This window comes from Rothia sp. LK2588, assembly GCF_040946465.1.
Classification (GTDB): Bacteria; Actinomycetota; Actinomycetes; order Actinomycetales; family Micrococcaceae; genus Rothia.
The window spans coordinates 129,857-153,910 of record NZ_JAYWLS010000004.1 but is presented as its reverse complement, the minus strand read 5'-3'; the positions used below and the strand labels follow the sequence as shown (position 1 = coordinate 153,910).

Annotated in this window: 19 protein-coding genes and 1 riboswitch; of the genes, 11 read left to right on the top strand and 8 right to left on the bottom strand. The window is 62.5% G+C overall.

Going from position 1 to position 24,054, the window contains the following annotated elements:
• The first annotated feature begins 68 nt into the window (after window positions 1–68).
• Entirely contained in the window at window positions 69–1,418 is a 1,350-nt protein-coding gene (locus tag VVR12_RS09365) for a dicarboxylate/amino acid:cation symporter (RefSeq protein WP_368550975.1), read from the top strand.
• Between the two features lie 74 nt (window positions 1,419–1,492).
• Here the strand turns inward: VVR12_RS09365 and VVR12_RS09360 are convergent, their stop codons facing one another.
• The 5 genes from VVR12_RS09360 to VVR12_RS09340 all read right to left on the bottom strand — a co-directional run bounded on the left by VVR12_RS09360 (window position 1,493) and on the right by VVR12_RS09340 (window position 6,812).
• Window positions 1,493–2,533 carry a Gfo/Idh/MocA family protein gene (locus tag VVR12_RS09360; protein ID WP_368550974.1) on the bottom strand — a complete coding sequence of 347 codons (1,041 nt, stop codon included), beginning with the start codon at window positions 2,531–2,533 and terminating at the stop codon, window positions 1,493–1,495.
• A 73-nt stretch (window positions 2,534–2,606) separates the two neighbouring features.
• Entirely contained in the window at window positions 2,607–4,334 is a 1,728-nt protein-coding gene (locus VVR12_RS09355) for a DUF885 domain-containing protein (RefSeq protein WP_368550972.1), read from the bottom strand.
• 80 nt (window positions 4,335–4,414) lie between these two features.
• Complete coding sequence (locus tag VVR12_RS09350; protein ID WP_368550970.1) at window positions 4,415–4,729, bottom strand: acyl-CoA carboxylase subunit epsilon; 315 nt, start codon at window positions 4,727–4,729, stop codon at window positions 4,415–4,417.
• Window positions 4,730–4,741: 12 nt separating this feature from the next.
• Entirely contained in the window at window positions 4,742–6,355 is a 1,614-nt protein-coding gene (locus VVR12_RS09345) for an acyl-CoA carboxylase subunit beta (RefSeq protein WP_368550969.1), read from the bottom strand.
• Window positions 6,356–6,533: 178 nt separating this feature from the next.
• On the bottom strand, window positions 6,534–6,812 hold the full coding sequence (locus tag VVR12_RS09340) for a YciI family protein (protein WP_368550967.1): 279 nt from the start codon (window positions 6,810–6,812) through the stop codon (window positions 6,534–6,536).
• 87 nt (window positions 6,813–6,899) lie between these two features.
• Between VVR12_RS09340 and VVR12_RS09335 the strand changes: the two genes are divergently transcribed.
• The 9 genes from VVR12_RS09335 to gatB all read left to right on the top strand — a co-directional run bounded on the left by VVR12_RS09335 (window position 6,900) and on the right by gatB (window position 17,658).
• Window positions 6,900–7,778 carry a biotin--[acetyl-CoA-carboxylase] ligase gene (locus VVR12_RS09335; protein ID WP_368550965.1) on the top strand — a complete coding sequence of 293 codons (879 nt, stop codon included), beginning with the start codon at window positions 6,900–6,902 and terminating at the stop codon, window positions 7,776–7,778.
• A gap of 19 nt (window positions 7,779–7,797) precedes the next feature.
• Entirely contained in the window at window positions 7,798–8,295 is a 498-nt protein-coding gene (locus tag VVR12_RS09330) for a PH domain-containing protein (protein WP_368550964.1), read from the top strand.
• 142 nt (window positions 8,296–8,437) lie between these two features.
• On the top strand, window positions 8,438–9,577 hold the full coding sequence (locus VVR12_RS09325; protein WP_409349898.1) for an adenylate/guanylate cyclase domain-containing protein: 1,140 nt from the start codon (window positions 8,438–8,440) through the stop codon (window positions 9,575–9,577).
• Window positions 9,574–10,662, top strand: a complete 1,089-nt coding sequence (locus tag VVR12_RS09320) for a PP2C family serine/threonine-protein phosphatase (RefSeq protein WP_368550961.1) — start codon at window positions 9,574–9,576, stop codon at window positions 10,660–10,662. Before VVR12_RS09325 ends, VVR12_RS09320 begins: the two co-directional genes overlap by 4 nt.
• Window positions 10,663–10,677: 15 nt before the next feature.
• Window positions 10,678–12,849 (top strand): NAD-dependent DNA ligase LigA, encoded by a 2,172-nt coding sequence (gene ligA / locus VVR12_RS09315; RefSeq protein ID WP_368550959.1) that lies wholly within the window; start codon window positions 10,678–10,680, stop codon window positions 12,847–12,849.
• Window positions 12,850–13,341: 492 nt separating this feature from the next.
• Window positions 13,342–14,124, top strand: coding sequence for a transglycosylase family protein (locus VVR12_RS09310; RefSeq protein ID WP_368550957.1), 783 nt, complete (start codon window positions 13,342–13,344; stop codon window positions 14,122–14,124).
• A 130-nt stretch (window positions 14,125–14,254) separates the two neighbouring features.
• Window positions 14,255–14,551 carry an Asp-tRNA(Asn)/Glu-tRNA(Gln) amidotransferase subunit GatC gene (gene gatC / locus VVR12_RS09305; RefSeq protein ID WP_368550955.1) on the top strand — a complete coding sequence of 99 codons (297 nt, stop codon included), beginning with the start codon at window positions 14,255–14,257 and terminating at the stop codon, window positions 14,549–14,551.
• 3 nt (window positions 14,552–14,554) lie between these two features.
• On the top strand, window positions 14,555–16,153 hold the full coding sequence (gatA, locus tag VVR12_RS09300; RefSeq protein WP_368550953.1) for an Asp-tRNA(Asn)/Glu-tRNA(Gln) amidotransferase subunit GatA: 1,599 nt from the start codon (window positions 14,555–14,557) through the stop codon (window positions 16,151–16,153).
• Window positions 16,153–17,658 carry an Asp-tRNA(Asn)/Glu-tRNA(Gln) amidotransferase subunit GatB gene (gene gatB, locus VVR12_RS09295; protein WP_368550952.1) on the top strand — a complete coding sequence of 502 codons (1,506 nt, stop codon included), beginning with the start codon at window positions 16,153–16,155 and terminating at the stop codon, window positions 17,656–17,658. The genes gatA and gatB overlap by 1 nt, the downstream gene beginning before the upstream one ends.
• 381 nt (window positions 17,659–18,039) lie before the next feature.
• On the opposite strand, the gene VVR12_RS09290 is transcribed toward gatB, so the two are convergent.
• The 3 genes from VVR12_RS09290 to VVR12_RS09280 form a co-directional block, all read right to left on the bottom strand.
• Window positions 18,040–18,960: a hypothetical protein gene (locus tag VVR12_RS09290; RefSeq protein ID WP_368550951.1), complete on the bottom strand. Its 921-nt coding sequence runs from the start codon at window positions 18,958–18,960 to the stop codon at window positions 18,040–18,042.
• Between the two features lie 33 nt (window positions 18,961–18,993).
• Window positions 18,994–19,911, bottom strand: a complete 918-nt coding sequence (locus VVR12_RS09285; protein WP_368550949.1) for a hypothetical protein — start codon at window positions 19,909–19,911, stop codon at window positions 18,994–18,996.
• A 93-nt stretch (window positions 19,912–20,004) separates the two neighbouring features.
• Window positions 20,005–22,176, bottom strand: coding sequence for a S9 family peptidase (locus VVR12_RS09280; RefSeq protein WP_368550947.1), 2,172 nt, complete (start codon window positions 22,174–22,176; stop codon window positions 20,005–20,007).
• Between the two features lie 298 nt (window positions 22,177–22,474).
• A riboswitch (SAM riboswitch) is annotated at window positions 22,475–22,588 on the top strand.
• A gap of 109 nt (window positions 22,589–22,697) precedes the next feature.
• On the opposite strand from VVR12_RS09280, the gene VVR12_RS09275 reads away from it, so the two are divergent.
• Window positions 22,698–24,053: an O-acetylhomoserine aminocarboxypropyltransferase/cysteine synthase family protein gene (locus tag VVR12_RS09275; RefSeq protein WP_368550945.1), complete on the top strand. Its 1,356-nt coding sequence runs from the start codon at window positions 22,698–22,700 to the stop codon at window positions 24,051–24,053.
• The last annotated feature ends 1 nt before the right edge of the window (window position 24,054 follow it).

Sequence of the window (24,054 nt, the reverse complement as noted above, 5' to 3'; positions counted from 1 at the left end):
CCGGTGTGCCGTCACATTCCGTCACATGGGTTTCCCGCTCGGGAAAACCCGGGCGTACCTTATTCAGCATGAAATCTTCACACACATCCCGATTTCCTGCCTGGATGACCTCTTTCGGCAATCAGATCATCATGGCTCTGATCGTCGGCGTGCTCTTGGGTCTGCTGGCGTCGTCCCTCGGGGGCGACGCCAAAGAGAACCCCAACTGGCTGATGACCACGCTGGACACCATCGGCTCCTCCTACGTGACCCTGCTCAAGGCCGCGATCGTGCCGCTGGTGTTCACCGCCGTCGTCTCGTCGATCGCCAACCTGGCGCAGGTGACCAACGCGGCGCGTCTGGCCGTCAAGACCCTGCTGTGGTTCGCCATCACCGCCTTCTTCTCGGTGCTGGTCGGCATCGCGCTCGGCGTGCTGGTGCAGCCCGGTGCCAACACCGGACTGCCCGCACCCGAGGCCTACCAGGGCACTCAGGGCTCGTGGCTCGCGTTCCTCACCGGGCTGATCCCGGTCAACTTCTTGGGCCTGGGTGTCTCGATCAAGACCGCCGATTCCGGGGATCTCACCGGGGCGGCCACCTTCAACGTCCTGCAGGTGCTGGTGGTCTCCGCCGCCGTCGGCATCGCCGCGCTGAAGGTCGGCAAGGAGGCTGAGCCCTTCCTCGCGATCGTCCGCTCGGCCCTGAGCATCATCCAGAAGATCCTCTGGTGGATCATCCGCCTGGCCCCGCTGGGTACCGTGGGCCTGATCGGTCACGCCGTCTACGCCTACGGGTGGACCTCCATGGGTGCGCTGGCCAAGTTCGTGGTCACCCTCTACGTGGGTCTGCTGATCGTCGCGTTCGTGATCTACCCGATCGTTGCGAAGGCCTCGGGGCTTTCGGTGCGGCAGTACCTGACCGGTGTCTGGCCGGCCACACAGCTCGGGTTCGTCTCCCGCTCGTCCATGGGCACCATGCCCGTCACCCAGGCGGTGGCCGAGCGTAACTTCGGCGTGCCGCGTGGCTACGCCTCGTTCGCGGTGCCGCTGGGTGCCACCACCAAGATGGACGGCTGCGCCTCCGTGTACCCGGCGCTGGCGGCGATCTTCGTGGCCCAGTTCTACGGAATCGACCTGAACATCACCCACTATCTGCTGATCGTGTTGGTCTCGGTGCTGGGTTCGGCGGCGACCGCCGGTACCACCGGTGCGACCGTGATGTTGACGCTGACACTGTCGACCCTGGGACTGCCGCTGGACGGCGTGGGGCTGCTGTTGGCTATCGACCCCATCGTGGACATGGGCCGCACCGCGCTGAACGTGACCGGTCAGGCTCTGGTGGCCGCCGTGGTCGCCAAGCGCGAGGGGATCTTGGATCAGCGAGCCTACGATCACGCCCGGTCTGATAACGGCTTCGTTCCCGGGAGGGAGCTGGTCTAGCCGCGAAGTCCTAGAAACTGCTCGAGGTCCTAGCAAACTTGCTAGGACCTCGGTGCGTTAAGCGGACTTCGGCGCTAGGGGGTGAAGCCGCCAGCCTCACCCTCGAAGAAGATGCCAGCTACCTGCCGGGCCTTGGTGCAGACGTCGTTGACGGTCCGCGAGAGCATGGTCAGTTCGCGGTAGCGGGTCTGCTGCTCGGTGGTCAGCCCGCCCTCGCTGTGGGCGGTGAACATGGTGGTGAAGAACTCCGCTTCGAAGAGCATGAGTTCGGGCATGGTGCGGGTTCCCGGACGCGCGCCCGACTCGTAGAGCAGAGTGGAGTTATCGGCGCTGTAACGGGTGACGCGGTCAATACCCTGCACCGAGGATAACCGTAGCGCCTCGCGTCCGAAGACGATGTCGCTGGGCGTCTCGGCGTGGCCGTTCTTGGCGATGGTGATGACCGCGTCAAAGTCCTCGTACGAGAGGATCAGCGTGCCGGCAGCGTCCACACCGGTCGGGGCCATGGTGGGGAAGTACTTGAGGCTGTCGGGCTCACCGAACCAATACACCGCATCGTAGATCGCGTAGATGCCCAAATCCACCAGCGCCCCGCCACCGTGGGCCAGCGAGAAGATGTTGGGTTCCTCGCCGGCGAGTACGGCGTTCCAGCGGGAGGAGTACTGGCTGTAGTTCATCCGCACCGATACCGGCCGCCGGCCGGCCAGTTCGTCGAGGATGTACTGCTGGGCGGGCTCAAAGAGGTGGCGGGCGGCCTCGAAAATCAACACGTTCGCGTCGTGGGCTGCCTGGAAAACCTGGTCCCACTGAGCCGGGTTCCACACCGCCGGCTTCTCGAGCACCACGTGTTTGCCGGCGTCGATGGCGATCAGTGCGTGCGGGGCGTGCAGGGAATTGGGGGAGGCGATGTAAACCGCGTCTACTTCGGGGCTTGCACAGAGGGCGGCCACGTCGTCGAAAGCCGCGGCGTCGTCGAGGCCGTGCTCCTCGATGAACCGCTGGGCCGAGTGCAGTTCGCGGCTGGCCACCGCCGTCACCGACGCGCCGTCGGTCAGGGCGAGCGCGCGTGCGAAGGCGGAGCTGATGGGGCCGGTTGAGATGATTCCATAGCGCATGGTTTCTTTTATACCCCCTCGAAGTCCTTGAAACACAGCGAGGCCCTTGCAACGTTGCAAGGACCTCGAGCTGTTAGGCGGACTTCGGCGAGATGGAGAGGGCCCGCTGCAGGGTGTCCAGGCCCATCGAGCCGAGCATCAGTGCGCGGGTATGGAAGTCGCGGTCGTGTTCACCGGCGGTTCCCGCCTCCCGCGCTTGTTCCCGCAACTGCTCCCACACGCGCTGACCGATTTTGTAGGAGGGCGCCTGACCGGGCCAGCCCAGGTAGCGCAGGTACTCGTGGCGGAGGAATTCGGAACTGCCGGTGAGATTGGCCTTGAGGAACTCGAAGGCGGCCTCGGGCGTCCAGACGCCGGGAGTCAGCCCCAGGCGCTCAACCCACTGCTCAGGGATCTCAAATCCGCAGTGCAGACCGATGTCGAAGACCACGCGGGCGGCCCGCATACGTTGCTCGTTGAGCATACCCATGGTGTTGCCGGGGTCGTCGAGAAAGCCCAGCTCTTGCATGAGCCGCTCGGCGTAGAGCGCCCATCCCTCGCCGTGGCCGGAGGTCCAACACCCGTGGGCGCGCCACTTGTTCAAACGCGATTCCAGCGCGGTGGCCACCGCGATCTGCAGGTGGTGGCCAGGCACGCCCTCGTGGTACACGGTGGACGTCTCCCGCCAGGTTCCGAACTCGGTGTCGCCTTCGGGCACGGACCACCACATCCGCCCCGGACGCGTGAAGTCGGGGGAGGGGCCGGTGTAGTAGATGCCGCCGTCGTGGGTGGGGGCGATGCAACACTCGAGTTTCTTCATGGGCCCGCCGACCACGAAGTATTTCTCAGCCATCTCGGTCATGGCGGTATCGGAGAGCCGCTGCATCCACTCCTGCAGAGCATCTACACCGTGCAGAGCCCGTTCGGGGTCGGCGTCGAGAACCGCCTTGGCCTCGTCGATGCTGGCACCGGGTTTGATCTTCTCAGCGGTCTCTTGCTGTTCGGCGATGATGCGTTCTAGCTCGTCCACGCCCCAGTGGTAGGTCTCTTCGAGGTCCACCGTGGTGCCCAAGAACTTGCGGGAGTAGAGGCTGTACCGTTCGGGCCCCACCGCGTCAGCCTCGGGCGCGACCGGCAATAGCTCGTCGCGCAGGAAGGCCTGCAGCGTGCGGTAGCCGGCGATCGCGCGGGTTTCACCTAACCGCGCCTGTTCTTCTAGCTCGGGTGCGGCGTCGATGATTTCTTGTGTGAAAGTTGCGAAGAAGCCGCCGTCTCGCACGAAGTCTTCGATCTGTTCGATCGCCTCGGAGACCTGTCGACGAGCCGAGACCTTGCCCTGGTCTTTGGCCTGCTTGAGGGTCAGAATCCACCCTTCGATCGCGCCGGGGATGTTGGCCATGCGCCCGGTGAGGTGGCCCCACTGTTCGGTGGTCTCGCGGGGCATCAAGTCGAGCACTGCGCGGATGTCTTGAATGGGGCAGGCGATATTGTTGATTTCCCAATCGACTAGGCCGGCCTCGGCGAGTTCGATGTCGAGGCCGAGGCGCTCGTTCATGGCGTCTACGGTGACCCGATCGACATCGTCCACCACCTCGGCGTCGCGAACCTTGGCGAGGGTGTCTCGAGTGAGGTCGAGCACCGCCCGGTATCCTGCGGGGGAGTAGTCGAAGTATTCGGTTTCGTGCCCCGGTTGGCCGGCGATGGTGGCGGCGGTGGGGTCGAGTTCCAGTAGCTTGTCGTAGTAGTCGTTGGCGATCGCGTCGATGGCCGTGGCCTGGCGTGGTTCGGTGTAGATACCGGGAAGATCCTGAAGGTGAGTCATGTCACCATCTTAGGGTTCCCGGCGGGGCGCACCAAAGCGGCCGCCACAATATGACGGCCGCCTAATATTCACGGATGGGTTTATTGCGGACGCGCGCGGCGCCACGATCCCGGGCCGGGGCGCAGGTACGTGCCCAGGCGCTGACCGCGGTTCAGGCGGCGCTGCCACAGCGCCAGCGCCGAGTAGTCGTGCTGGTCGCGGGACTTCTGGAGCGAGCTCACCACCGCTACCAGCGCGGCGATCTCTTCTTCGGTGGGGTTGCCGGAGACCACCGACAACAGCGGAGCGGTCTCGGCGTTGCCCTCGGAGGCGACATCGTCCGGGGTGTTCTCGGCCCCGCCGGGGGTGCCCTTGTGCCCGCCAAAGTTGAGCAGGGGTTTTCGTGGAGCAGACATATAAACCTTCTCTTACAGCGGGATGTTGCCGTGCTTTTTCGCCGGGGTAGCCGCGCGCTTATCGCGCAGGGCACGCAGGGCTGCGATCACGCGAACGCGGGTCTCCGAGGGGGCAATGACCTCGTCGATGTACCCCAGTTCGGCGGCCTGATAGGGGTTCAGCAGCTCTTCCTCGTACTTCTCGATGAGCTCAGTACGCTTGGCCTCGACGTCACCGCCCTCTTCGTCAACGGCCGCCAGCTCGCGGCGGTAGAGGATGTTCACCGCACCCTGAGCGCCCATCACGCCGATCTGCGCGGTGGGCCAGGCGAGATTGATATCGGCGCCGAGTTTCTTCGAGCCCATCACGATGTACGCGCCGCCGTAGGCCTTGCGGGTATTGATGGTCACCATCGGCACGGTGGCCTCAGCGTAGGCGTAGAGCAACTTGGCGCCGCGGCGAATGATGCCGTTGAACTCCTGATCGGTGCCGGGCAAGAAACCGGGAACGTCCACCAGGGTCAAGATCGGGATGTTGAACGCGTCGCAGTGTCGCACGAAGCGCGCGGCCTTCTCCGAGGCGTTGATGTCGAGGGTGCCGGCGAACTGCATGGGCTGGTTCGCCACGATGCCCACGGTGCGCCCCTCCACGCGGGCGTAGCCGATCATCACGTTCGGGGCGTAGAGCGCCTGCATCTCGAGAAAGTGCCCGTCGTCGACAACGGCCTCGATGACAGCGCGCATATCGTAGGGCTGGTTGGCCGAGTCGGGGATCAGGGTATCCAGTTCGAGATCGTCCACGGTGATCACCGGGTCTTGATCGTGATCCAGCGGGAGCGGCTCTGTGAGGTTGTTCGAGGGCAAGAACTCGATGAGCTCGCGCACGAAGTCGAAGGCGTCGTCCTCGTCCTCGGCCAGGTACGTGGAGGTGCCGGTCACCGCGTTGTGGGAGTGGGCGCCGCCCAGGGTCTCCATATCCACCTCTTCACCGGTGACGGTCTTGATCACGTCGGGGCCGGTGATGAACATGTGCGAGGTCTTGTCGACCATGATGATGTAGTCGGTCAGTGCCGGCGAATATGCGGCGCCGCCCGCGCAGGGGCCCATGATGACCGAGATTTGCGGGATCACACCCGAGGAGCGCACGTTCATGCGGAAGATGTCGGCGAACATCGCCAAGGACGCCACACCCTCCTGGATGCGCGCGCCACCACCGTCGTTAATCCCGATCACCGGGCAGCCGTTCTTCAACGCGAACTTTTGCACCTTTACGATCTTCTCGCCGTTGACCTGAGACAGTGACCCGCCATAGACCGTGAAATCCTGTGCGTAGACGGCCACCAGGGTACCGTCGATGGTGCCGTACCCCGAGACCAGACCGTCACCCAGCGGACGCTTGGCCTCCATACCGAACGCGGTGGAACGGTGCCGAGCCAGGGCGTCAAACTCAACGAAGGAACCTTCATCCAGCAACATCTCGATGCGCTCGCGAGCCGTATTCTTACCGCGGGCGTGCTGCCGGTCGATCGGTGCCTGCCCGGTGGGGGCAAAGGTGGCCTCGCGGCGGTCGTAGAAGTCGGCGATCTTACCTGCGGTGGTGCTCAGATCGTGGGCCGAGCTGGTGGCGCTAGCAGAAGTATCAGTCACTGTGATTCCTTGAGACTTTCAGGCACCGGTCGCGGAGAGACGGTGGATCTTTGACGGGTGTAACTACCCAACTATATGCGCAGGGCAGGGTAAATGAGTAGCCCCGGAACGGCTGTGCACGCTGAGTTTAGGCAACAAAACCGACCGGGGCGTCGTTTATATGAACCTGCTGGACCGATTAGAGGCCGCCCAGCACCGGGTTCCACTCGTGAATCTCGAAGGAGAGAACGGCGCCGCCCACGTTCATCGGATCGTTATTGATCAGCCCCTCGATCTCGGCGGCCGTCTCGCCGGTGAAGATCAACAGCGCACCGGGTTCATCGCCGCCCACGAACGGGCCAGAAGCCACGAGCTTGCCCTCGTTGAGCAACTCGCTGAGGTATTCGCGGTGGGCGGGGCGGTGCTGCGCCTGCTTCTCGGCGTCGGCGTAGGTGTATACAACGGCGAAATGTGCCATGGGGTGCTCCTGAGTTTAGGTGGTGACTGCCTATGTTCTAATGTAACCCAGACCATGTTTGAAGAGGCACTGATGGGGAGAATAAATATGAGTGAACGCGCCGAACAGCCGCAGGAATACCGTGGATTAGACGATTCCCGCGTGCAGCTCCCGCAGTTTCAACGGGTGCAGCTTCTGACCGAGGTCGATTCCACGAATTCCTACGCCCAGCGCGCCCTCGCCACTGCCGACGAGACCCAGTTGTGCGGCTGGGGCGAGCTCTCGGTGATTGCCACGGGTAACCAGGTCGCCGGAAAAGGACGCCTCAACCGGGTCTGGTCCGCCCCTGCAGGTACCGCCCTGGCGACGTCCTTCATCATCCGGCCGCAGGCCAACCCCGCCGTGAATATCCCGATGGCCCAGTATCACTGGTTCACCCTGCTGGTGGCACTTGCCGCGGTGCAAACCTGGCGTGAGCTGGGAGTACGCGCCGAGATCAAGTGGCCCAACGACGTGATGGTGCAGGGGAAGAAGGTCTGCGGCGTCTTGGCTCAGCTGATTAACCTGCCGAGCGGGGAGTTCGCCGTGGTGGTGGGGATCGGCATGAACATTAACCTCACGGCAGAACAGCTTCCCGTGCCGACCGCCACCTCCGCACTCATCGAATCGGGCCGGCACCACGCTCTTGAAGAGTGCCTGAACCTGCTGGGCGCACAGGTTCATCGCTACTACCGGGCCTTCGCTGCGGTCAGTGGGAACGTGCACGCCGACCTGCACCTACAGGGAATCCCGGGTAGCCTGCTGGATCTGGTGCGCGCGAAGACCGCGACCATCGGGATGAACGTCAACGTGCATCTGCCTGGCGATCAGATCGCCACCGGTACCGCCGAAGACATCAACGATAAAGGGGAGCTGGTGGTGCATCACGAGGATGGCAGCCGCCGAGCGTACGCGGTGGGTGATATCGTCCATATGCGCCCGCGGTAGCGGGTAGCATGGACAGGCCATGAAATTTCGACCCAGCCTGCACCCCGCCGAAGAAGTCATCACGATGACCCGCCCCCATCTCACCGCGCTACTCGGCGCGGCCATGGGTGCCTTTTTGGCGGCGGCCGCGGCCAGTTTCGCGGCGACGATCTTCCCGCTATCCACGTTCTTCGGGGTGCTGGGGTACGCGCTGGCGCTGTGGTGCGGGTGGTTTGCGGTCTCCCGGTTAGTGTGGTGGGCAGGTACGTCCGTGGCGCTGACCACGCAACGTCTGGTGGTGCAACAGGGGCTGCTCCATCACCGCTCTGAGGAGGTCCCACTGGCCTGGATCCAGGGAGTGGACGCCGCACACGCGGCCCTGCGCACCGGTGGCAGCGCCCATCTGAGCGTGTTTCACCCCGGGGGCACGTTGGTTTTACGTCAGGTACCTGCGGGCCACCAGTTCTCGATGGAGATTCGCCGCGCGCAACAGGAGCTTCTCGGGAGAGCCCCGACGGGTTTTGACCGTCGTTACTAATCTGCGGTGCACCGGCAGGGGTGCGGTGGATGAAATTGAGTCGTCAGTATGTAACTATTGAGTAGTCTGCATCACAGGTAGAAGCGCGGTCGCCCGCCGGTCCCCGCCTGAAAGGTGCGACCTCCAGACATTCGAGAAAGGTATGCACGTGGAATCAGCGGCAGCAGGGGAGAACCCCACCCCTGAACCGAACCCCGACGCACCGCGCCGGAACCGCCGTACACCGGATCCCGTGCAAGATAACCTCTACCACTCGGCCGAGGACAAGCAGGCGGTGCGGCACCTCGAGCACGTATTGCTCGGTGAGAACCTCAACCGTACCCGTGGACAAGTGGCCGAAGAGGCCGGGGTCTCCCTTATTCAGGCACGGCGCATCTGGCGGTCGCTCGGTTTTCCTAAGCTGAAGACCGACGATATCTTCTTCACCGCCGCCGATGTCGAGGCGTTGAAAGACCTCAAGCATATTAGTGAGAGCCACGGCGTTTCCCCGGAATGCTCGGTCTCGTTGACCCGCTCGGTGGGTCAGCTCATGGACCGCATGGTGGCCTGGCAGATCGAGGCCCTGGTCGAAGACATGACCGCCACTCGCGGAATCAGCGACTCCAAGGCACGCCACGAGTTGCTGGAACTGCTACCTGAGCTCATGGACGACCTCGAGCGGGTGCTCACCTACGGTTACCGGCGCATGATGAACGCCGCCGTGTTGCGACTGGCGCTGCGCGACGAAAACTCGGAAAACCTCGATCCGACCGACCTGCCCCTGGTGCGCGGTGTGGGCTTTGCCGACATGGTCTCGTACACCACCCTCTCGCGGCGGATGAACGAAAAGACCCTCAGCTTCTTGGTCAAACGCTTCGAGGAACGCTGCGCCGAGATCGTCGCGGTCGGCGGTGGCCGAATCATCAAGACCATCGGCGACGAGATTCTCTTTCTCACCGAAACCCCCGAGGCCGCGGCGCGCATTTCGCTCATGCTCTCCCAGCTGATCAGCGAAGACCCCGACCTGCCCGAGGCACGCGTTTCTTTTGTTTGGGGTCGAATACTCCCTAAACTGGGAGACATATACGGACCAACTGTCAACCTAGCCTCCCGCTTGGTCGCGCACGCCACCCCGGGCGTGGTGATCACTGACGAGGCGACAGCCGAGGTCCTAGATAATGATGACCGTTTTAAGATGACCCCGATGGGCGCACGTGAGGTGCGCGGATTTGGCGATATGACACCGGTGGCTGTTACCCCAGGTGCCGGAATAGGTCACGAACTGGAGATTGATTTCGAATGAGCAAGCACCTCACTACGCGCGCCGGTAGCGCAACCGACGTCGGCATGCACCGCGACAACAACGAAGACTCGCTCTCGATCGCGGGCACCCTACACGTGGTGGCCGACGGCATGGGCGGGCACGAAGCCGGCGAGGTCGCCTCGCGTCTGTGCGTGCGCACCCTGGCTTACTCGCACATGTTTTCCCGCCCCGGTGGCATGACCGAAGAGGAGCAAGAGGCCTACAATGCCGAGGTCTCGGCCGAGGGCGCGAGCTCCGAGGAGGGGGAGGGCGCCGGCCTGCTGCGTCGCCGCAAGAACACCTCCGCGTTGAACCGCCAGATCATGCGCACCCTCGAGAAATTGCGCGAAGCCATCGGCGAGGCCGACGAAAAGATCAAAGACATGCTCGGTCAACGGGCCGGTACCACGGTGACCGGCGCGTGGCTGACGAGCATCGGCGATCAAGACATGTGGTTCATCTTCAACGTGGGCGACTCCCGCACCTACCGCCTGGTACGCGACGAAGAGGTGCTGACCGACGCCGCCGACATCTCGATGTCCGCTGCCTCGATCGACGGCCTGACCCTCGAGCAGATCACGGTGGACCACTCGGAGGTTCAGTACCTCGTCGATACCGGCCAGATCACCGAGATCGAGGCCCTGACCCACCCGCGCCGCAACGTGATCACCCGTGCGCTGGGCACCGGCAACTACTGGGAGCCCGACTTCTGGGTGATCCCTGCCCACCCCGGTGACCGCATGATGATGTGCTCAGACGGACTCTCCGGCGAGCTCTCCCACGCCTACATGGCCCGCGTGCTGGCCACCGTCGAACACCCGCAGGACGCCGCTGACGTGTTACAAATGGCCGCACTGCGCGCCGGAGGCCGCGACAACATCTCGGTGATCGTGGCGGACGCACTGCAAGACGACTCCGAGGATTCGGCAGAACCGCTCACCGAGACCACGGTGCTCTCGATTGTGGACGAGTCGCAGAACTTCGACACTAAACACACCGCCACCGACGAGCAAGAGTCTTACCGAGACGAACGCAACCTGATGCGCGAGAAGAAAAACTCGGCGAACGGTTCGGTAGAAGCATAAGAGACAGGGGAGCCTGTGACTGACGATCAGCAAATTCCGCAGGCCGCACCCGAGGGCCTGAACGACGACCTCAAAGAACGCTATGCCCAGCTCATCGAGCAGGTGCGGAGCGCTCGCCAGCAGTATTATGTCGACGATGCCCCCACGATTTCAGACGCCGAGTACGACCGTCTCTTCCGTGAGCTGGAAGAGATGGAGGCGCTCCACCCGGAGATCGTCGCCAACGATTCTCCAACCCAGGAGGTCGGCGGTGAGGCCTCGGCCGCCTTCTCCCCGGTGCAGCACATCAGCCGCATGTACTCACTGGAAGACGTCTTCTCGATCGACGAGCTCAAAGCCTGGTTCGCCAAGGCCGAGCAGAACGCGGCGGCGGTGGCCGGGCATGAACCCGAGTGGCTCTCCGAGTTGAAGATCGACGGCCTGGCCATCAATCTGCTGTACCGCCAGGGCAAGCTCGTGCGTGCGGCCACCCGCGGCGACGGGTACACCGGTGAGGACGTCACCCACAACGTCCTAACGATCAAGACCATCCCCACCGAACTGGCGGGCAGCGACTGGCCCGAAGAGGTCGAGGTGCGCGGGGAAATCTTCATCTCGAGTAAGGACTTCCGCGAGCTCAATGAGCGCATCGTGGCCGAGGGAAAAGCACCGTTTGCGAACCCGCGCAACGCCGCCGCGGGGTCGTTGCGTCAGAAGGATCCGAAGCTGACCGCCCAGCGTCCGCTGTCGATGTTCGTACACGGCATCGGCGCGCGAACCGGTCTGGATATCGCCACCCAGTCAGAGACCTACGAGAAGCTTGGCGAGTGGGGCCTGCCCGTCAGCCCCTATACCCGCCTGCTATCGTCCCTGGACGACATCCTCGAATACATCGCCGAGTTCGGTGAGAAGCGCCACTCGCTGGTGCACGAGATCGACGGCATCGTGATCAAGGTGAATAACTTCCGCACCCAGGAGCAGCTGGGGTACACCTCCCGCGTGCCGCGCTGGGCGGTGGCCTATAAGTACCCGCCGGAAGAGGTTAATACCAAGCTCTACGATATCCTGGTGAATGTGGGCCGGACCGGCCGCGTGACCCCGTTTGGAATGATGGAGCCGGTGAAAGTGGCCGGGTCTACGGTGGAGATGGCCACCCTGCACAATCAGGACGTCGTCAAGGCCAAGGGTGTGTTGATCGGCGACACCGTGGTGTTGCGCAAGGCCGGGGACGTGATCCCCGAGATCGTGGGGCCGGTGACGGCTCTGCGAGACGGCAGCGAGCGGGAGTTCGTGATGCCTACGCACTGCCCCAGTTGTGGAACGAAGCTGCAGCCTGCCAAAGAAGGGGACGTCGATATTCGTTGCCCCAACGCGCGGTCCTGCCCCTCGCAGTTGCGCGAGCGTATCTTCCACGCCGCCTCTCGTGGGGCCTTCGATATCGAGGCCCTGGGGTACGAGGCCGCGAAGGCGCTGACCGCCCCCGCCGAGCCGAGCGATCCGCCGCTGTCGTCGGAGGCCTACCTCTTCGACCTCACCGCCGAGCAACTGGAGAACGTCAAGATCGAGCGCGAGAAGCGGGTCAAGGGCGAACCCACCGGCACCTATGAGCTGGTGCCCTATTTCTGGACGAAGGGTACCGTGAAAAACCCCTCGAAGCCGACGAAGACCACGCAGAACCTGATGGAGCAGCTGGAGAAGGCCAAGACGCAACCGCTGTGGCGGGTGTTGGTCGCGCTGTCGATTCGTCATGTGGGCCCCAACGCGGCCCGAGCACTGGCCGCGGAATTCGGTTCGATGGCGGCGATCCGCGAGGCCAGCCAGGAGCGCTTGGCCGAGGTCCCGGGGGTCGGTGGCATCATCGCCGCCTCCGTCAAGGATTGGTTCTCCCACGACTGGCACACCGAAATTGTGGACAGGTGGGCCGCAGCCGGCGTCCGGATGGAGGACGAACGCGACGAGTCGGTGGAGCGCACCCTGGAGGGCCTCACGATCGTGGTGACCGGTACATTAGAGAACTTCACGCGTGACTCGGTGAAGGAGGCCATCCTGCTACGCGGCGGTAAGGCGACGGGATCTGTCTCCAAAAAGACGGACTATTTGGTGGCTGGCGCGTCGGCCGGTTCGAAGCTTGATAAGGCCGAACAGCTGGGTGTGCGGGTGCTCAACGAATCCGAGTTTGAAACGCTGCTGGAGACCGGCACCGTGTAGACCGTTGTGAAATCAGACGCTTAACGGCCCTTTTTTGAAAAAATTTATGCCCCGTTCACCTGCCGTGAGCGGGGCTTAAATGCGCCTGTGATCACACCCTGATTAAGAAGAAGTAAGCATACTTAAACCTGGGGTTACAAGGGCAATAAGGGGTGCCTGGAAGAGTGGTTAAAAATTGGTACGTACATAATCGCGCGCGTCACCTTACCGTGCTCCCACGAAAAATCCCAAATTTTCTCAGTAGAAAGGGGTTGGCGGATACCAAATCGTTACAGTATCGTTATCAACGAACGTAATCCTCGAGGTTCCTCGAGGCACATCAGTTCGCTGTCATGAACACTCATGGAGCGAGCGACATGCCGGGTTTTGCCGCACACCTGAGTCCGTCTACAGGGCAAAACCTTACACAGATACCCAATAGCATCTAGGGTAGACGGCGACGCATTGAACCCAGGGGACTGGACGAGCGTTAGGTGGCCTTCATGGAGCATTGTGAAAAAGACTTCAATTCGCCGTAACGTAACTCGCTCCGCCGTAGCTCTGGCTATCGGTGGCGCGGCCGCAGCAACCTTCGCAGGTGCACCCGCTAACGCAGTGCCCACCTCCACCTGGGACGCTCTGGCACAGTGCGAATCCGGCGGTAACTGGGGCATCAACACCGGCAACGGTTTCTCCGGTGGCCTGCAGTTCACCCCCTCGACCTGGGCAGCATTCGGCGGTCAGGGTTCCCCGACCACCGCTTCCAAGGCTGAGCAGATCCGCGTTGCTGAGAACGTCCTGGCAGGTCAGGGCTGGGGCGCATGGCCCGCATGCTCGGCTAAGCTCGGTCTCTACGGCAAGGCTGGCGCTGGCGTAGCATCCGCTCCCCAGCAGCAGGCTCCGGCACCGGCTCCCAAGCCCGCACCGGTTGCACCCCAGGCTAACACCGTAAAGCCCGTTGAGGCTCCGGCTCCGGCACCGGCTCCCAAGGTTGTTGAGGCTCCGGCTCCCCAGGCAGCTCCCGCTCCGGCCCCCAAGGCTGTTGAAGCTCCGGCTCCCGTTGCTGCACCCGCTCCGGCACCCGTGGCAGCACCTGCTCCGGCACCCGTGGCAGCACCTGCTCCCGCACAGGCTGTAGCTGGCACCTACGTGGTGAAGGCTGGCGACACCCTCTCGGAGATCGCAGTTGCTCACGGCATCTACGACTGGACCGTTCTGGCCAACGCTAACGCAGCAACCGTGCCGAACCCCAACGTCATCGAAATCGGTCAGGTTCTGAACATCCCCGCCGTCTAATCACGGTCGAGATCGTCAGCCACCGCTGATTGACTTCAAAGACCCTGTTCTGTGCCCTCGGGCTCAGAACAGGGTCTTTTGCTATGGGATAAACTGGACAGGAACACCTTTCGCCGATAACGGAGAATCCATGTCAGAGATTAACCGTGAGACAGTCGCGCACTTGGCGCAGTTGGCTCATATCGAAATGACGGACTCGGAGCTCGATGCCCTGGCATCGGAACTGGGAGTCATCGTCAAATCCGTAGCCTCAGTATCGCAGGCGGTATCCGAAGATATCCCGGCTACCTCTCACCCCATCCCGCTCAAGAACGTCTTCCGCGAAGACGTCGTGGGTCAGACCTTATCCGCCGAAGAGGCTCTGTCGGGTGCCCCCGATCAGGCCGATGGCAAGTTCAAGGTCCCGGCAATTCTGGTAGAGGAGTAATTCATGAGTGAAATCTTCAAGCTCAGCGCCGCTGAACTGGCCGAGAAAATGGTCGCCGGTGAAGTGTCCTCCGTCGAGGCAACTCAGGCTCACCTCGACCGCATTGCCGCAACCGACGGTGAGGCCCTCGAGGCCGGCAACCGCGCCGCCGGTAAGTCCGGTCTGAACGCTTTTCTGCACGTCAATACCGAAGAGGCCCTGTCCGAAGCGCGCTCGGTCGACGAGGCGCGTGCTGCCGGAGAGCAGCTTCCCGCGCTGGCCGGCGTCCCGATCGCTATCAAGGACCTCATCGTCACGAAGGGTCAACCCACCACCGCTGCCTCGCGCATGCTGGAAGGCTGGATGAGCCCCTACGACGGCACCGTCATCGAGAAGGTGCGCGCCGCCCGCATGCCGATCTTGGGTAAGACGAACCTCGACGAGTTCGCCATGGGATCCACCACCGAGCACTCGGCGTTCGGCCCCACTCGCAACCCCTGGGCCCTGGACCGCATTCCCGGCGGATCCGGTGGTGGCTCCGCCGCCGCTGTGGCCGGATTCCAGGCTCCGCTGGCGCTGGGCACCGACACCGGTGGCTCCATCCGTCAGCCGGCGGCCGTGACCGGTTCGGTGGGCGTGAAGCCGACCTACGGTTCGATCTCCCGCTACGGCGTGATCGCCATGGCATCCTCGCTGGATCAGGTCGGCCCCTGCACCCGCACCGTGCTCGACGCCGCGCTGTTGCACGAGGCCATTGCCGGCCACGACCCTAAGGACTCCACCTCGTTGAACACCCCCGTCGGCCCCTACGTTGAGCAGGCGCGTGCCGGTGCAGCCGAGGGCGGGCTCAAGGGCCTGCGCGTGGGCGTCATCAAGGAACTGCACCAGACTTCCGAAGGGTTCACCCCTGGTGTGTGCAACCGCTTCAACGAGTCGTTGAAGTACCTGGAGGCCGCCGGTGCAGAGCTGATCGAGGTTTCTCTGCCCACCGTTGAAGAAGCCATCGCCGCCTACTACCTCATCATGTCTTCCGAGGTCTCCTCGAACCTGGCGAAGTACGACGGCGTGCGCTTCGGCCTTCGCGTGCTTCCCGAAGAGGGCCCCATGACCATCGAGCGCGTGATGGCCGCGACCCGCGCCGCCGGTTTCGGTGCCGAGGCTAAGCGCCGCATTATTCTGGGAACCTACGCCCTGTCTGCCGGCTACTACGACGCCTACTACGGTTCGGCACAGAAGGTGCGTACCCTGATCCAGCGCGACTATGCCGCCGCGTTCGAGAAGTGCGACGTTCTGGTCTCGCCCACCGCCCCGACCACCGCCTTCAAGATCGGCAGCACCGACGAGTCCTCCGATCCGATGGCGATGTACAAGGGTGATATCGCCACCGTGCCCGTGAACCTCGCCGGCGTACCGGCGTTGTCGCTGCCGGCTGGCTTGGCCGAAGAAGACGGACTGCCCGTGGGCATCCAGTTCACCGCGCCCGCTCACGAGGACGCCCGCCTCTACCGCGTGGGCGCCGGTCTAGAAGCCGCGTTGAACCAGGCGTGGGGCGGACCAATCTGGAAGAACATGCCCGATACCGAATCGCTGATTCGTGACTTTGATTTTGGGGGAGTTAAGTAATGACCGAAGAAATCCTGAGCTTCGATGAGGCTATGGAGAAGTACGATCCCGTACTCGGTTTCGAGGTTCACGTGGAGTTGAACACCGCCACCAAAATGTTCGACGCCGCTCCCAACGAGTTTGGCGATACCCCGAACACCAACGTCACCCCGGTCTCGTTGGGCTTGCCCGGCGTGCTTCCGGTGGTCAACGGCAAAGCGGTCGAGTCGGCCATCAAGCTCGGTCTCGCGCTGGGCTGTGACATCGCCGAGAAGTGCCACTTCGCGCGCAAGAACTACTTCTACCCCGATACTCCGAAGAACTTCCAGACCTCACAGTACGAAGACCCGATCGCCGAGAACGGTTCGTTGGATATTGAGCTGGAAGACGGCACGGTCTTCACCGTGGAGATCGAGCGCGCCCACATGGAGGAAGACGCCGGCAAACTGACCCACATGGGTGGTTCGGCCGGTCGCATCCAGGGTGCGGAGTTCTCACTGGTCGACTACAACCGTGCCGGCGTGCCGTTGATCGAGATCGTGACCCGCCCGATCGTCGGCGCGGGCAAGAACGCCCCTGAGCTGGCACGGAAGTACGTGGCGGTTATCCGCGAGATCGTCAAGGCCCTCGGTATCTCGGACGCCCGCATGGAACGCGGCAATGTGCGTTGCGACGCCAACGTTTCGCTCATGCCCAAGGGTTCCACCGAGTTCGGTACCCGCACCGAGACCAAGAACGTGAACTCGCTGCGTTCGGTGGAGCGCGCGGTCCGCTACGAGATCCAGCGCCACGCCGCCGTGCTCGACGCCGGCGAGAAGATCGTGCAGGAGACCCGCATGTGGCACGAGGACACCCGTGAGACCACCGCGGGCCGTCCGAAGTCGGACGCCGATGATTACCGCTACTTCCTCGAGCCCGACCTGGTGCCCGTGGTGACCGACTCCGAGTGGATCGAGTCGCTGCGTGCGCAGCTTCCCGAGATGCCGGCGCAGCGCAACCGCCGCCTGCAGGGGGAGTGGGGCTTCTCGGACGAAGAGTTCCGCGACGTCCTCAACGCTGGTGCGCTGGACGCGATCGAAGCCACCGTTGCCGCCGGCGCATCGGCCGCCGTCGCCCGCAAGTGGTGGATGGGCGAGATCGCCCGCCTGGCCAAGCAGCGCGAGGTGGAGCTGACCGAGACCGGTGCTACCGCGCAGACCGTGGTGGAGCTCAACCAGCTGATCGAGTCGAAGAAAATCAACGACAAGATCGCCAAGCAGGTACTCGAGTTCGTTCTGGAGGGTGAGGGCACTCCCGCCGAGATCGTCGAGAAGCGTAACCTCGCGGTGGTCTCCGACGAGGGCGCGCTCAACACCGCCGTCGACGAGGCGTTGGCCGCTATGCCGGACGTCGCCGAGAAGATCCGTGCCGGTAAGGTCCAGGCCGCTGGTGCCGTCGTGGGACAGGTCATGAAGGCCACCCGCGGCCAGGCAGACGCCGCCCGCGTCCGCGAGCTGATCTTGGAGAAGCTGGGCGTAGAAGGCTAATCAGCCGCGCCCGCTCGGCCCTAGAGCACAAGAAAGCCGGTAGGAACTTGGGGATGTTCCTACCGGCTTCTTTGGTATGAAAGGTTGGGGATGCCTTCACACCGTGATACTTGGTCACCAGAAAAGCCCTAAGTATCTATTACCGCATCACTTGTGGAGAGTTGGGAGTATATGCAGATAACCACTGTGCATCCTCAACCATCTCATTCCGAAGAACCCTTAGTCGAGGCTCTTCAAGTGATGTAATTATCCTAGGTAATGATCTGTCGCTCTTATAGCGCAGCCCGCCTCGCCTGGCGATTTAGGGTGTTTCCGCACATCAGAACGTGTCATATTTCCGTAACAGTTCGCCGGTGTCGGGTCTATTGCGGCGCCCTGGCACTAGAGATCCTTCAGATCGTAGAAGTAAATGTCTTCGTGGTAGATGGTGTCCAGGTGCAGGCTACACCGCCCCTCGTATACGGGCATCGATAATCTCGTGGGAATCGGGGAGCCATCGCTGTCTTTCACATCGCGAATGGCGATGACCTCTTCGGGGGCCGTCGCGGGGTCGTCAAAGATCAACCGAAAGAAGTTAGCTGGGCGCGGCATCATGTATTGCACCATAAGTAACCCGTTTTCCTGTTCGACCGTCGGATCAAGCTCCAGCTCGTAGCGGATGGCCATGACCTCTTGGGCTTTGAGCGGGTAATCCAGCTGAAAACAGTAAACCTGTTCTACCTCATTCCAGGAGCATGTGCCCCCTTCCAATAAATTGATTCGCTGAACCTCGTTGCTGGGGAGCACCTTCATCGAATCGACCCCGTCTTGGACAGCCAGGATAACCATGGAACATTCACACCGGTACACGCGCTGTTGGCTATCGAAGAAGAAATCGTTGAAGGTGCTGGTGATTTCGTAGCCGGGACGGTTCTGAACTTTCTGCGACTTCTCCGGGTTGCTCTTGGCGACGCTGAGATGCCCCAAGAGGCGGGAGGTTTGCTGCGGGTTGAAGTCGAAGGTTTCGGCGAAGAGCTGCACCGTGTCTGCGGTGAGTCGCTGACCGATAATCGCCCGGCGCACTCGGTCTTTATATCGATTGGGTGAGTCTTCGACCCCATAGCGCTGATTCTCGAAGGCCGAGATGGAGCGGGCGATGGCGCGATAACTGAGCACCTGGGTATCGGGTGAGATGTTCTCGGGCAGGTACTTACACCAGATCTTTTTGGCGCGAGGCGCCGCCAGCAGGGAACGCAAATACTCGCTGGCCTTATGCGTAGCGGATACCCGGGGATCGTCGGCGGGCTCGTCAGGGGTGGTCACACGGTCCTCCATCTTCTAAGGCGTCCTGATGCTTTATTCGGTTTCGGGAGGGGTAACGATCGGCCACCGGAAACCGCAGAAGGCCTGATCCATGATGGGGTAGTACATCGAGTAGTGGGTGTGGCCGGGGGTGAGATATTCCTCCAGTACCGGTTGTTCGAACAGCTCATCCCACACGCAGTGGGTGATGTATTCGGGGGCCTTCTTGAAACGGATAATGGTGGTCACCTCGTATTTTGGGTTGTTGCGCGAACCCACCCGGAAGAAGTTGATCGATTGATCTTTCTCCGGGGTGTCGGTGAGGTGAATGAGAAGGCGGGTGCGGTGTATCTCTCCGCGGCGCAACGGCCGCGGGGTTTTGATATAGACGCGGACGATGTCGCTCTCTTTATCGCGGATGCGCAACGTGGTATCGGAGGTGGTGCCGGTGACCTCTCCGCCCTCAAGCACCTCGAATTGCAACTCGTGGCCTTCGATCACCGGTCGAATCAGGGTCAGATTATCCTGCTTGACCAGGTAGGTTTCGGTGACGTCCATGGTCTGCCCTAGGCCGTACTCGTCGCAGTTCAGGATGATCTGCTGCGCCAAGACGACCCGATCGTCACTGGGTGCCTTGGAATCCGAGGGTAGCTCGAGATCGGGCGAGGGGTATAAGCCCGCCCGCTTGCGTGCCGAAACCAATGACACCCAGAGATCCTGGGTCTCTTGCGGGGTGAAGCCAAAGGCCACGATGAAGCGGTTCAGTGTGCGGTCGGTGACTAATTCACCGGCCAGCGCCCGCCGCACCGAGTCCTTGAACTGGCTCGGGTTCATCTCCTGACCCGCGGCGTCCGAGAGCTCACCGGCCATGAACGTGGCCACGGCACGCACATTCACGCCGTTGCCCCGGCGCCGCTGCACGTATTGACCCCACATTTCTCGGTAGGGCGGTTTACTCAGGAGCTCGGTCAATATCTCTCCCGGCTGGAGCAACCGTTCTCGGAAAGGCATAAAGGATTCCAATTTCTCTGCGAGGGATGTGTGTTGATCCTGGGGAAAGAGGCGTTATGCCGCCGAGAGCTGGGTGAGCGCCCACGCGTACACCCACGCCGTGTCACGCCAGCGGGTGTAGCGGCCCGATCCGCCGCCGTGACCGCCGTCCATCTCGATCTTGAGCAGGGGCGTCGGCGAACCGGGGTCGATGGTTTCGCGCAGTTTAGCGATCCACTTTGCCGGTTCCACGTAGAAAACTCGGGTGTCGTGCAGGCTGGTGATGGCCACGATCGGCGGGTACTTCACCGGGCGGATGTTTTCGTAGGGGGAGTAGGACTTCATGTAGTGGTAGACATCCGGGTCGGTGATCGGATTACCCCACTCTTCCCACTCCAGGGCAGACAGGGGAAGCTCGGGGTCGAGGATGGTGGTCAGCGCGTCCACGAAGGGCACCTCGGCGATGGCGCCGGCATACTTTTCGGGGGCCAAGTTCAACGTGGCCCCGATCAACAACCCGCCGGCCGAACCACCCTCGATGACGATCCGAGAGGCGTCGACCCATGCTTGCTCACGCAGAAAATCAGTGACGGCCACGAAGTCGGTGAAGGTGTTCTTCTTCTGAAGCTTCTTACCCTCCTGGTACCATCCGCGGCCCAGCTCGCCGCCGCCGCGGATATGGGCCACCACGTAGATCACACCTCGGTCGAGCAACGAGAGCCGAGCGTAGGAGAAGTAGGGATCCATCGAGGCCTCGTAGGACCCATAACCGTATTGCAGTACGGGGTGAGGTTGGCTCTTATCGAGATCAGCCCGGTGGATGATCGACAGGGGGATCATAGTGCCGTCCTCGGCAGGAGCCCACATGCGGTACGCGGTGTAGTCGTCCGGTCGGTACCCGCCGAGCACCGGGGTTGCCCGGCGCAACACCAGCTCTTCGGTATCGGGGTAGTAATCGTAGACCTGCTGGGGCGTGACCCACGAGGTGTAGCTCATCCGCACTACCGGGGAATCGATGCTGGTGTGCGTGACCGCGGTGGTATAGATCTCCTCGGTGAAACCGTGGGGTTCGGCGAACTCCACACCCGCACCGGACGGAGCGGCCAGTAACCCGCGCAGGCCCTCCAGCGGTGTGAGGCAGACCTTCAGCGTAGTATCTTGCCGGACGCTGGCCACCAGGTGGGTCGCGGTGAAGCTGACGGACTCAACACGGGTCTCGCTGCGATGCGGCATGACCTTGATCCACGACTGCCGGTAGGTCTCAAAGGGCTCACCGGTGGGGTAGGGGGCCAGCACGATCTCGGAGTTCAACGCCTGGTGATCGTGCACGATGACGACCCAGCGTTGGTCCCCAATGGAAAGCGGCTCGACCGCGTACTGCACCCGCTGAGCCTTCTCGATCACTACCTGCGCCGGTGCAGACCACTGGCCCACCGGCAACAGCCGAATCTCTGAGAACTCCGAGGAGTAAGAGGTGATCACCAGGTGCGTGCGGTCCTCCGACAGTGCCGCCTCCAGCCACAGGGCGGCGTCCTGTTCGGTGTAGATCACTCGATCGTTTTCGGCGGTGGGCTGGCCGACCTCGTGGACCCGGATCTCGTAGGGGCGCCAGGAATCGTCGACCACCGTGTAGACGATGTGGGTGGCGTCGGGGGTGAAGAAGGCCCCGGCGAAAATGTCTTCGATGCGGTCGGGCAGCAGCTGGCCGGTCTGCAGGTCCATGACGTACTGGGTGTAGCGTTCGTCGCCGGTGTCGTCTACCGAGAAGGTCAGACGCTGCCCGTCGAGGGAAGGATCAAAGGAGCCCAACGAGAAGAAGGAGAGGTCGCGGGCGAACTCGTTGCAGTCCAAGAGCACCTGCTCACCCTCGAGCGGCACCCCGGCCTCGATGAACGGGGGAGTAAAGCGTTCCTGAACGCTGCCCTCTTCGGCGGCGGCCACGCGGCACATGACCGGGTACTGTTCACCCTCGACCGTACGGGAGTAGTACCACCACTGGCCGATACGGGTGGGCACCGACAGATCCGTCTCTTGCACCCGGCCCTTGATCTCCTCGAAAATGGTCTGCCGCAACTCATCCTGCGCGGCGGTCTGAGCCGTGGTGAATTCGTTCTCGGCCTTCAGGTACTCGATGACCTCCGGGTTTTCCTTGTCGCGGAGCCACTCGAAGGGGTCTGAAAAGGAATCTCCGTGATGGCTACGCTCAGTCGGGATCGAATGGGGGCGAGGAGGAACAACGGGGGTCATTAGGCAGTCTCCTTCATGGACGGTCATGACAAATCTGCGAGCGCGGGAGCAATACCCTGGCCTGAACCTCGACCTGAGCGTTTCACTCACCAGCTCTAGTGTAGTTTCGCTACACCTGTTGTGCACTGAGGACGTTTGGCCTACTCATACGAAACTAACGCGAGCTCATCATGCAAACCTGGAGTGACGATGGCCACCCGAGGCTAGATGAAGAAATATGAACAGCGAATTTCACGCCGGCGCAATAAAGTTTAATCTCTTGCTCGCCGCTCTACCGGGCTGGATAAGATGAGTTTTAGGTCATGAGAGCCAGCGAAAAGCCCCAGCTTGCTGGCCGGCAACCCTCCACTCGCGGTGGGGTGCCCTGGGTGAAGACCAGGCGTAATGCAAAAGTATTGCGCAAGCGCGGGACCGATGCCCCCAGCCTTTGCGTCTGCTGGAAGTAGTGCATCCATCAAGCTCCTCTCCGGTACACCCGAGGTGTGAGGCATGCGGCCCCAACGAGTTCACTGGGAGCAACGATGAACACTCAACCTCAGACCACCGTCCCGAACCCCGAGAACCCCTCGGGTTGGCGATTCGAGACTCAACAGATCCACGCCGGTCAAAGCCCCGATCCGGCAACCGGTGCCCGGGCCCTGCCAATCTACCAGACGACGTCCTTCGTTTTTGACGACTCCGAGCAGGCGGCGCAACGTTTCGCTTTGAAGGAATTGGGACCTATTTATACCCGCATCAATAACCCCACTCAGGAGGCCGTCGAAAACCGTATCGCTGCCCTCGAAGGCGGTGTCGGTGCCCTGTTGCTGGCCTCGGGTCAGGCCGCGACTACCTTCGCGATCCTCAACATCGCAGGCGCCGGTGATCACATCGTCGCCTCTCCGTCGCTCTACGGAGGCTCGTACAACCTGCTGAAGTACACCCTGAAGAACCTAGGCATCGAGGTCACCTTCGTGCACGACCCTGGCAACATCGACGACTGGAAGAACGCGGTGCGCCCGAACACCAAGGCGTTCTTCGGGGAAACCCTGCCGAACCCGCGCGGGGACGTGCTCGATATCGAGCCGATTGCCGCCGTCGCGCACGCCGCCGGGGTGCCGCTCATCGTCGACAACACCATCCCCACCCCGTTCCTACTGAACCCCATCGCGTTCGGCGCCGACGTGGTGGTGCACTCGGCCACCAAGTACTTGGGCGGTCACGGCACCTCCGTGGGCGGCGTGATCGTGGACGCCGGCACCTTCGACTACACGCGGGACCCCGAGAAGTATCCGCAATTCAATACTCCCGATGAGGGATACAACGGGTTGGTCTACGGTCGCGATCTCGGCGCGGAGGGAGTGTTCGGGGTCAACCTCTCCTACATCCTGAAGGCGCGCGTCTCGTTGCTACGCGACCTGGGGTCGTCTATCTCGCCGACCAACGCCTTCAATATCGCCATCGGCCTGGAGACCCTCTCGCTGCGGGTCGAACGCCACATCGAAAACACTCGCCGAGTCGCCGAATTCCTTGAGGCGCACGAGGCGGTGGAGTCGGTGCAATGGGCGGGGCTGCCGTCCTCCCCGTACTTCGAGCTGGCCCAGAAATACATCCCCAACGGCCCCGGTGCGGTGCTGGGATTCACGATCAAGGACGCTGACGCCGACATCGCACAGGCCTTCGTCAATGCGCTCACCCTGCACTCCTTGTTGGTCAATATCGGTGATGTGCGCTCGCTGGCGGTACATCCGGCCTCCACGACGCACTCGCAAGCCAGTGAGGAGGAACTGTTGGCCCTCGGCATCAACCCCGCTTTCGTGCGGTTGTCGGTGGGTATCGAACACATCGATGACATCCTCGATGATCTGCGCCGCGGCTTCGCCACCATCGGCCGCTAAC

Bases quoted from the DNA above. Each gene is read 5' to 3' on its own strand.
- VVR12_RS09330 (WP_368550964.1), top strand. From the start codon at position 7,798: ATGAAATTTCGACCCAGCCTGCACCCCGCCGAAGAAGTCATCACGATG.
- VVR12_RS09325 (WP_409349898.1), top strand. From the start codon at position 8,438: ATGCACGTGGAATCAGCGGCAGCAGGGGAGAACCCCACCCCTGAACCG.
- gatC (WP_368550955.1), top strand. From the start codon at position 14,255: ATGTCAGAGATTAACCGTGAGACAGTCGCGCACTTGGCGCAGTTGGCT.
- VVR12_RS09355 (WP_368550972.1), bottom strand. From the start codon at position 4,334: ATGACTCACCTTCAGGATCTTCCCGGTATCTACACCGAACCACGCCAG.
- VVR12_RS09320 (WP_368550961.1), top strand. From the start codon at position 9,574: ATGAGCAAGCACCTCACTACGCGCGCCGGTAGCGCAACCGACGTCGGC.
- VVR12_RS09350 (WP_368550970.1), bottom strand. From the start codon at position 4,729: ATGTCTGCTCCACGAAAACCCCTGCTCAACTTTGGCGGGCACAAGGGC.
- VVR12_RS09365 (WP_368550975.1), top strand. From the start codon at position 69: ATGAAATCTTCACACACATCCCGATTTCCTGCCTGGATGACCTCTTTC.
- VVR12_RS09360 (WP_368550974.1), bottom strand. From the start codon at position 2,533: ATGCGCTATGGAATCATCTCAACCGGCCCCATCAGCTCCGCCTTCGCA.
- gatB (WP_368550952.1), top strand. From the start codon at position 16,153: ATGACCGAAGAAATCCTGAGCTTCGATGAGGCTATGGAGAAGTACGAT.
- VVR12_RS09340 (WP_368550967.1), bottom strand. From the start codon at position 6,812: ATGGCACATTTCGCCGTTGTATACACCTACGCCGACGCCGAGAAGCAG.
- gatA (WP_368550953.1), top strand. From the start codon at position 14,555: ATGAGTGAAATCTTCAAGCTCAGCGCCGCTGAACTGGCCGAGAAAATG.
- VVR12_RS09280 (WP_368550947.1), bottom strand. From the start codon at position 22,176: ATGACCCCCGTTGTTCCTCCTCGCCCCCATTCGATCCCGACTGAGCGT.
- VVR12_RS09335 (WP_368550965.1), top strand. From the start codon at position 6,900: ATGAGTGAACGCGCCGAACAGCCGCAGGAATACCGTGGATTAGACGAT.
- VVR12_RS09275 (WP_368550945.1), top strand. From the start codon at position 22,698: ATGAACACTCAACCTCAGACCACCGTCCCGAACCCCGAGAACCCCTCG.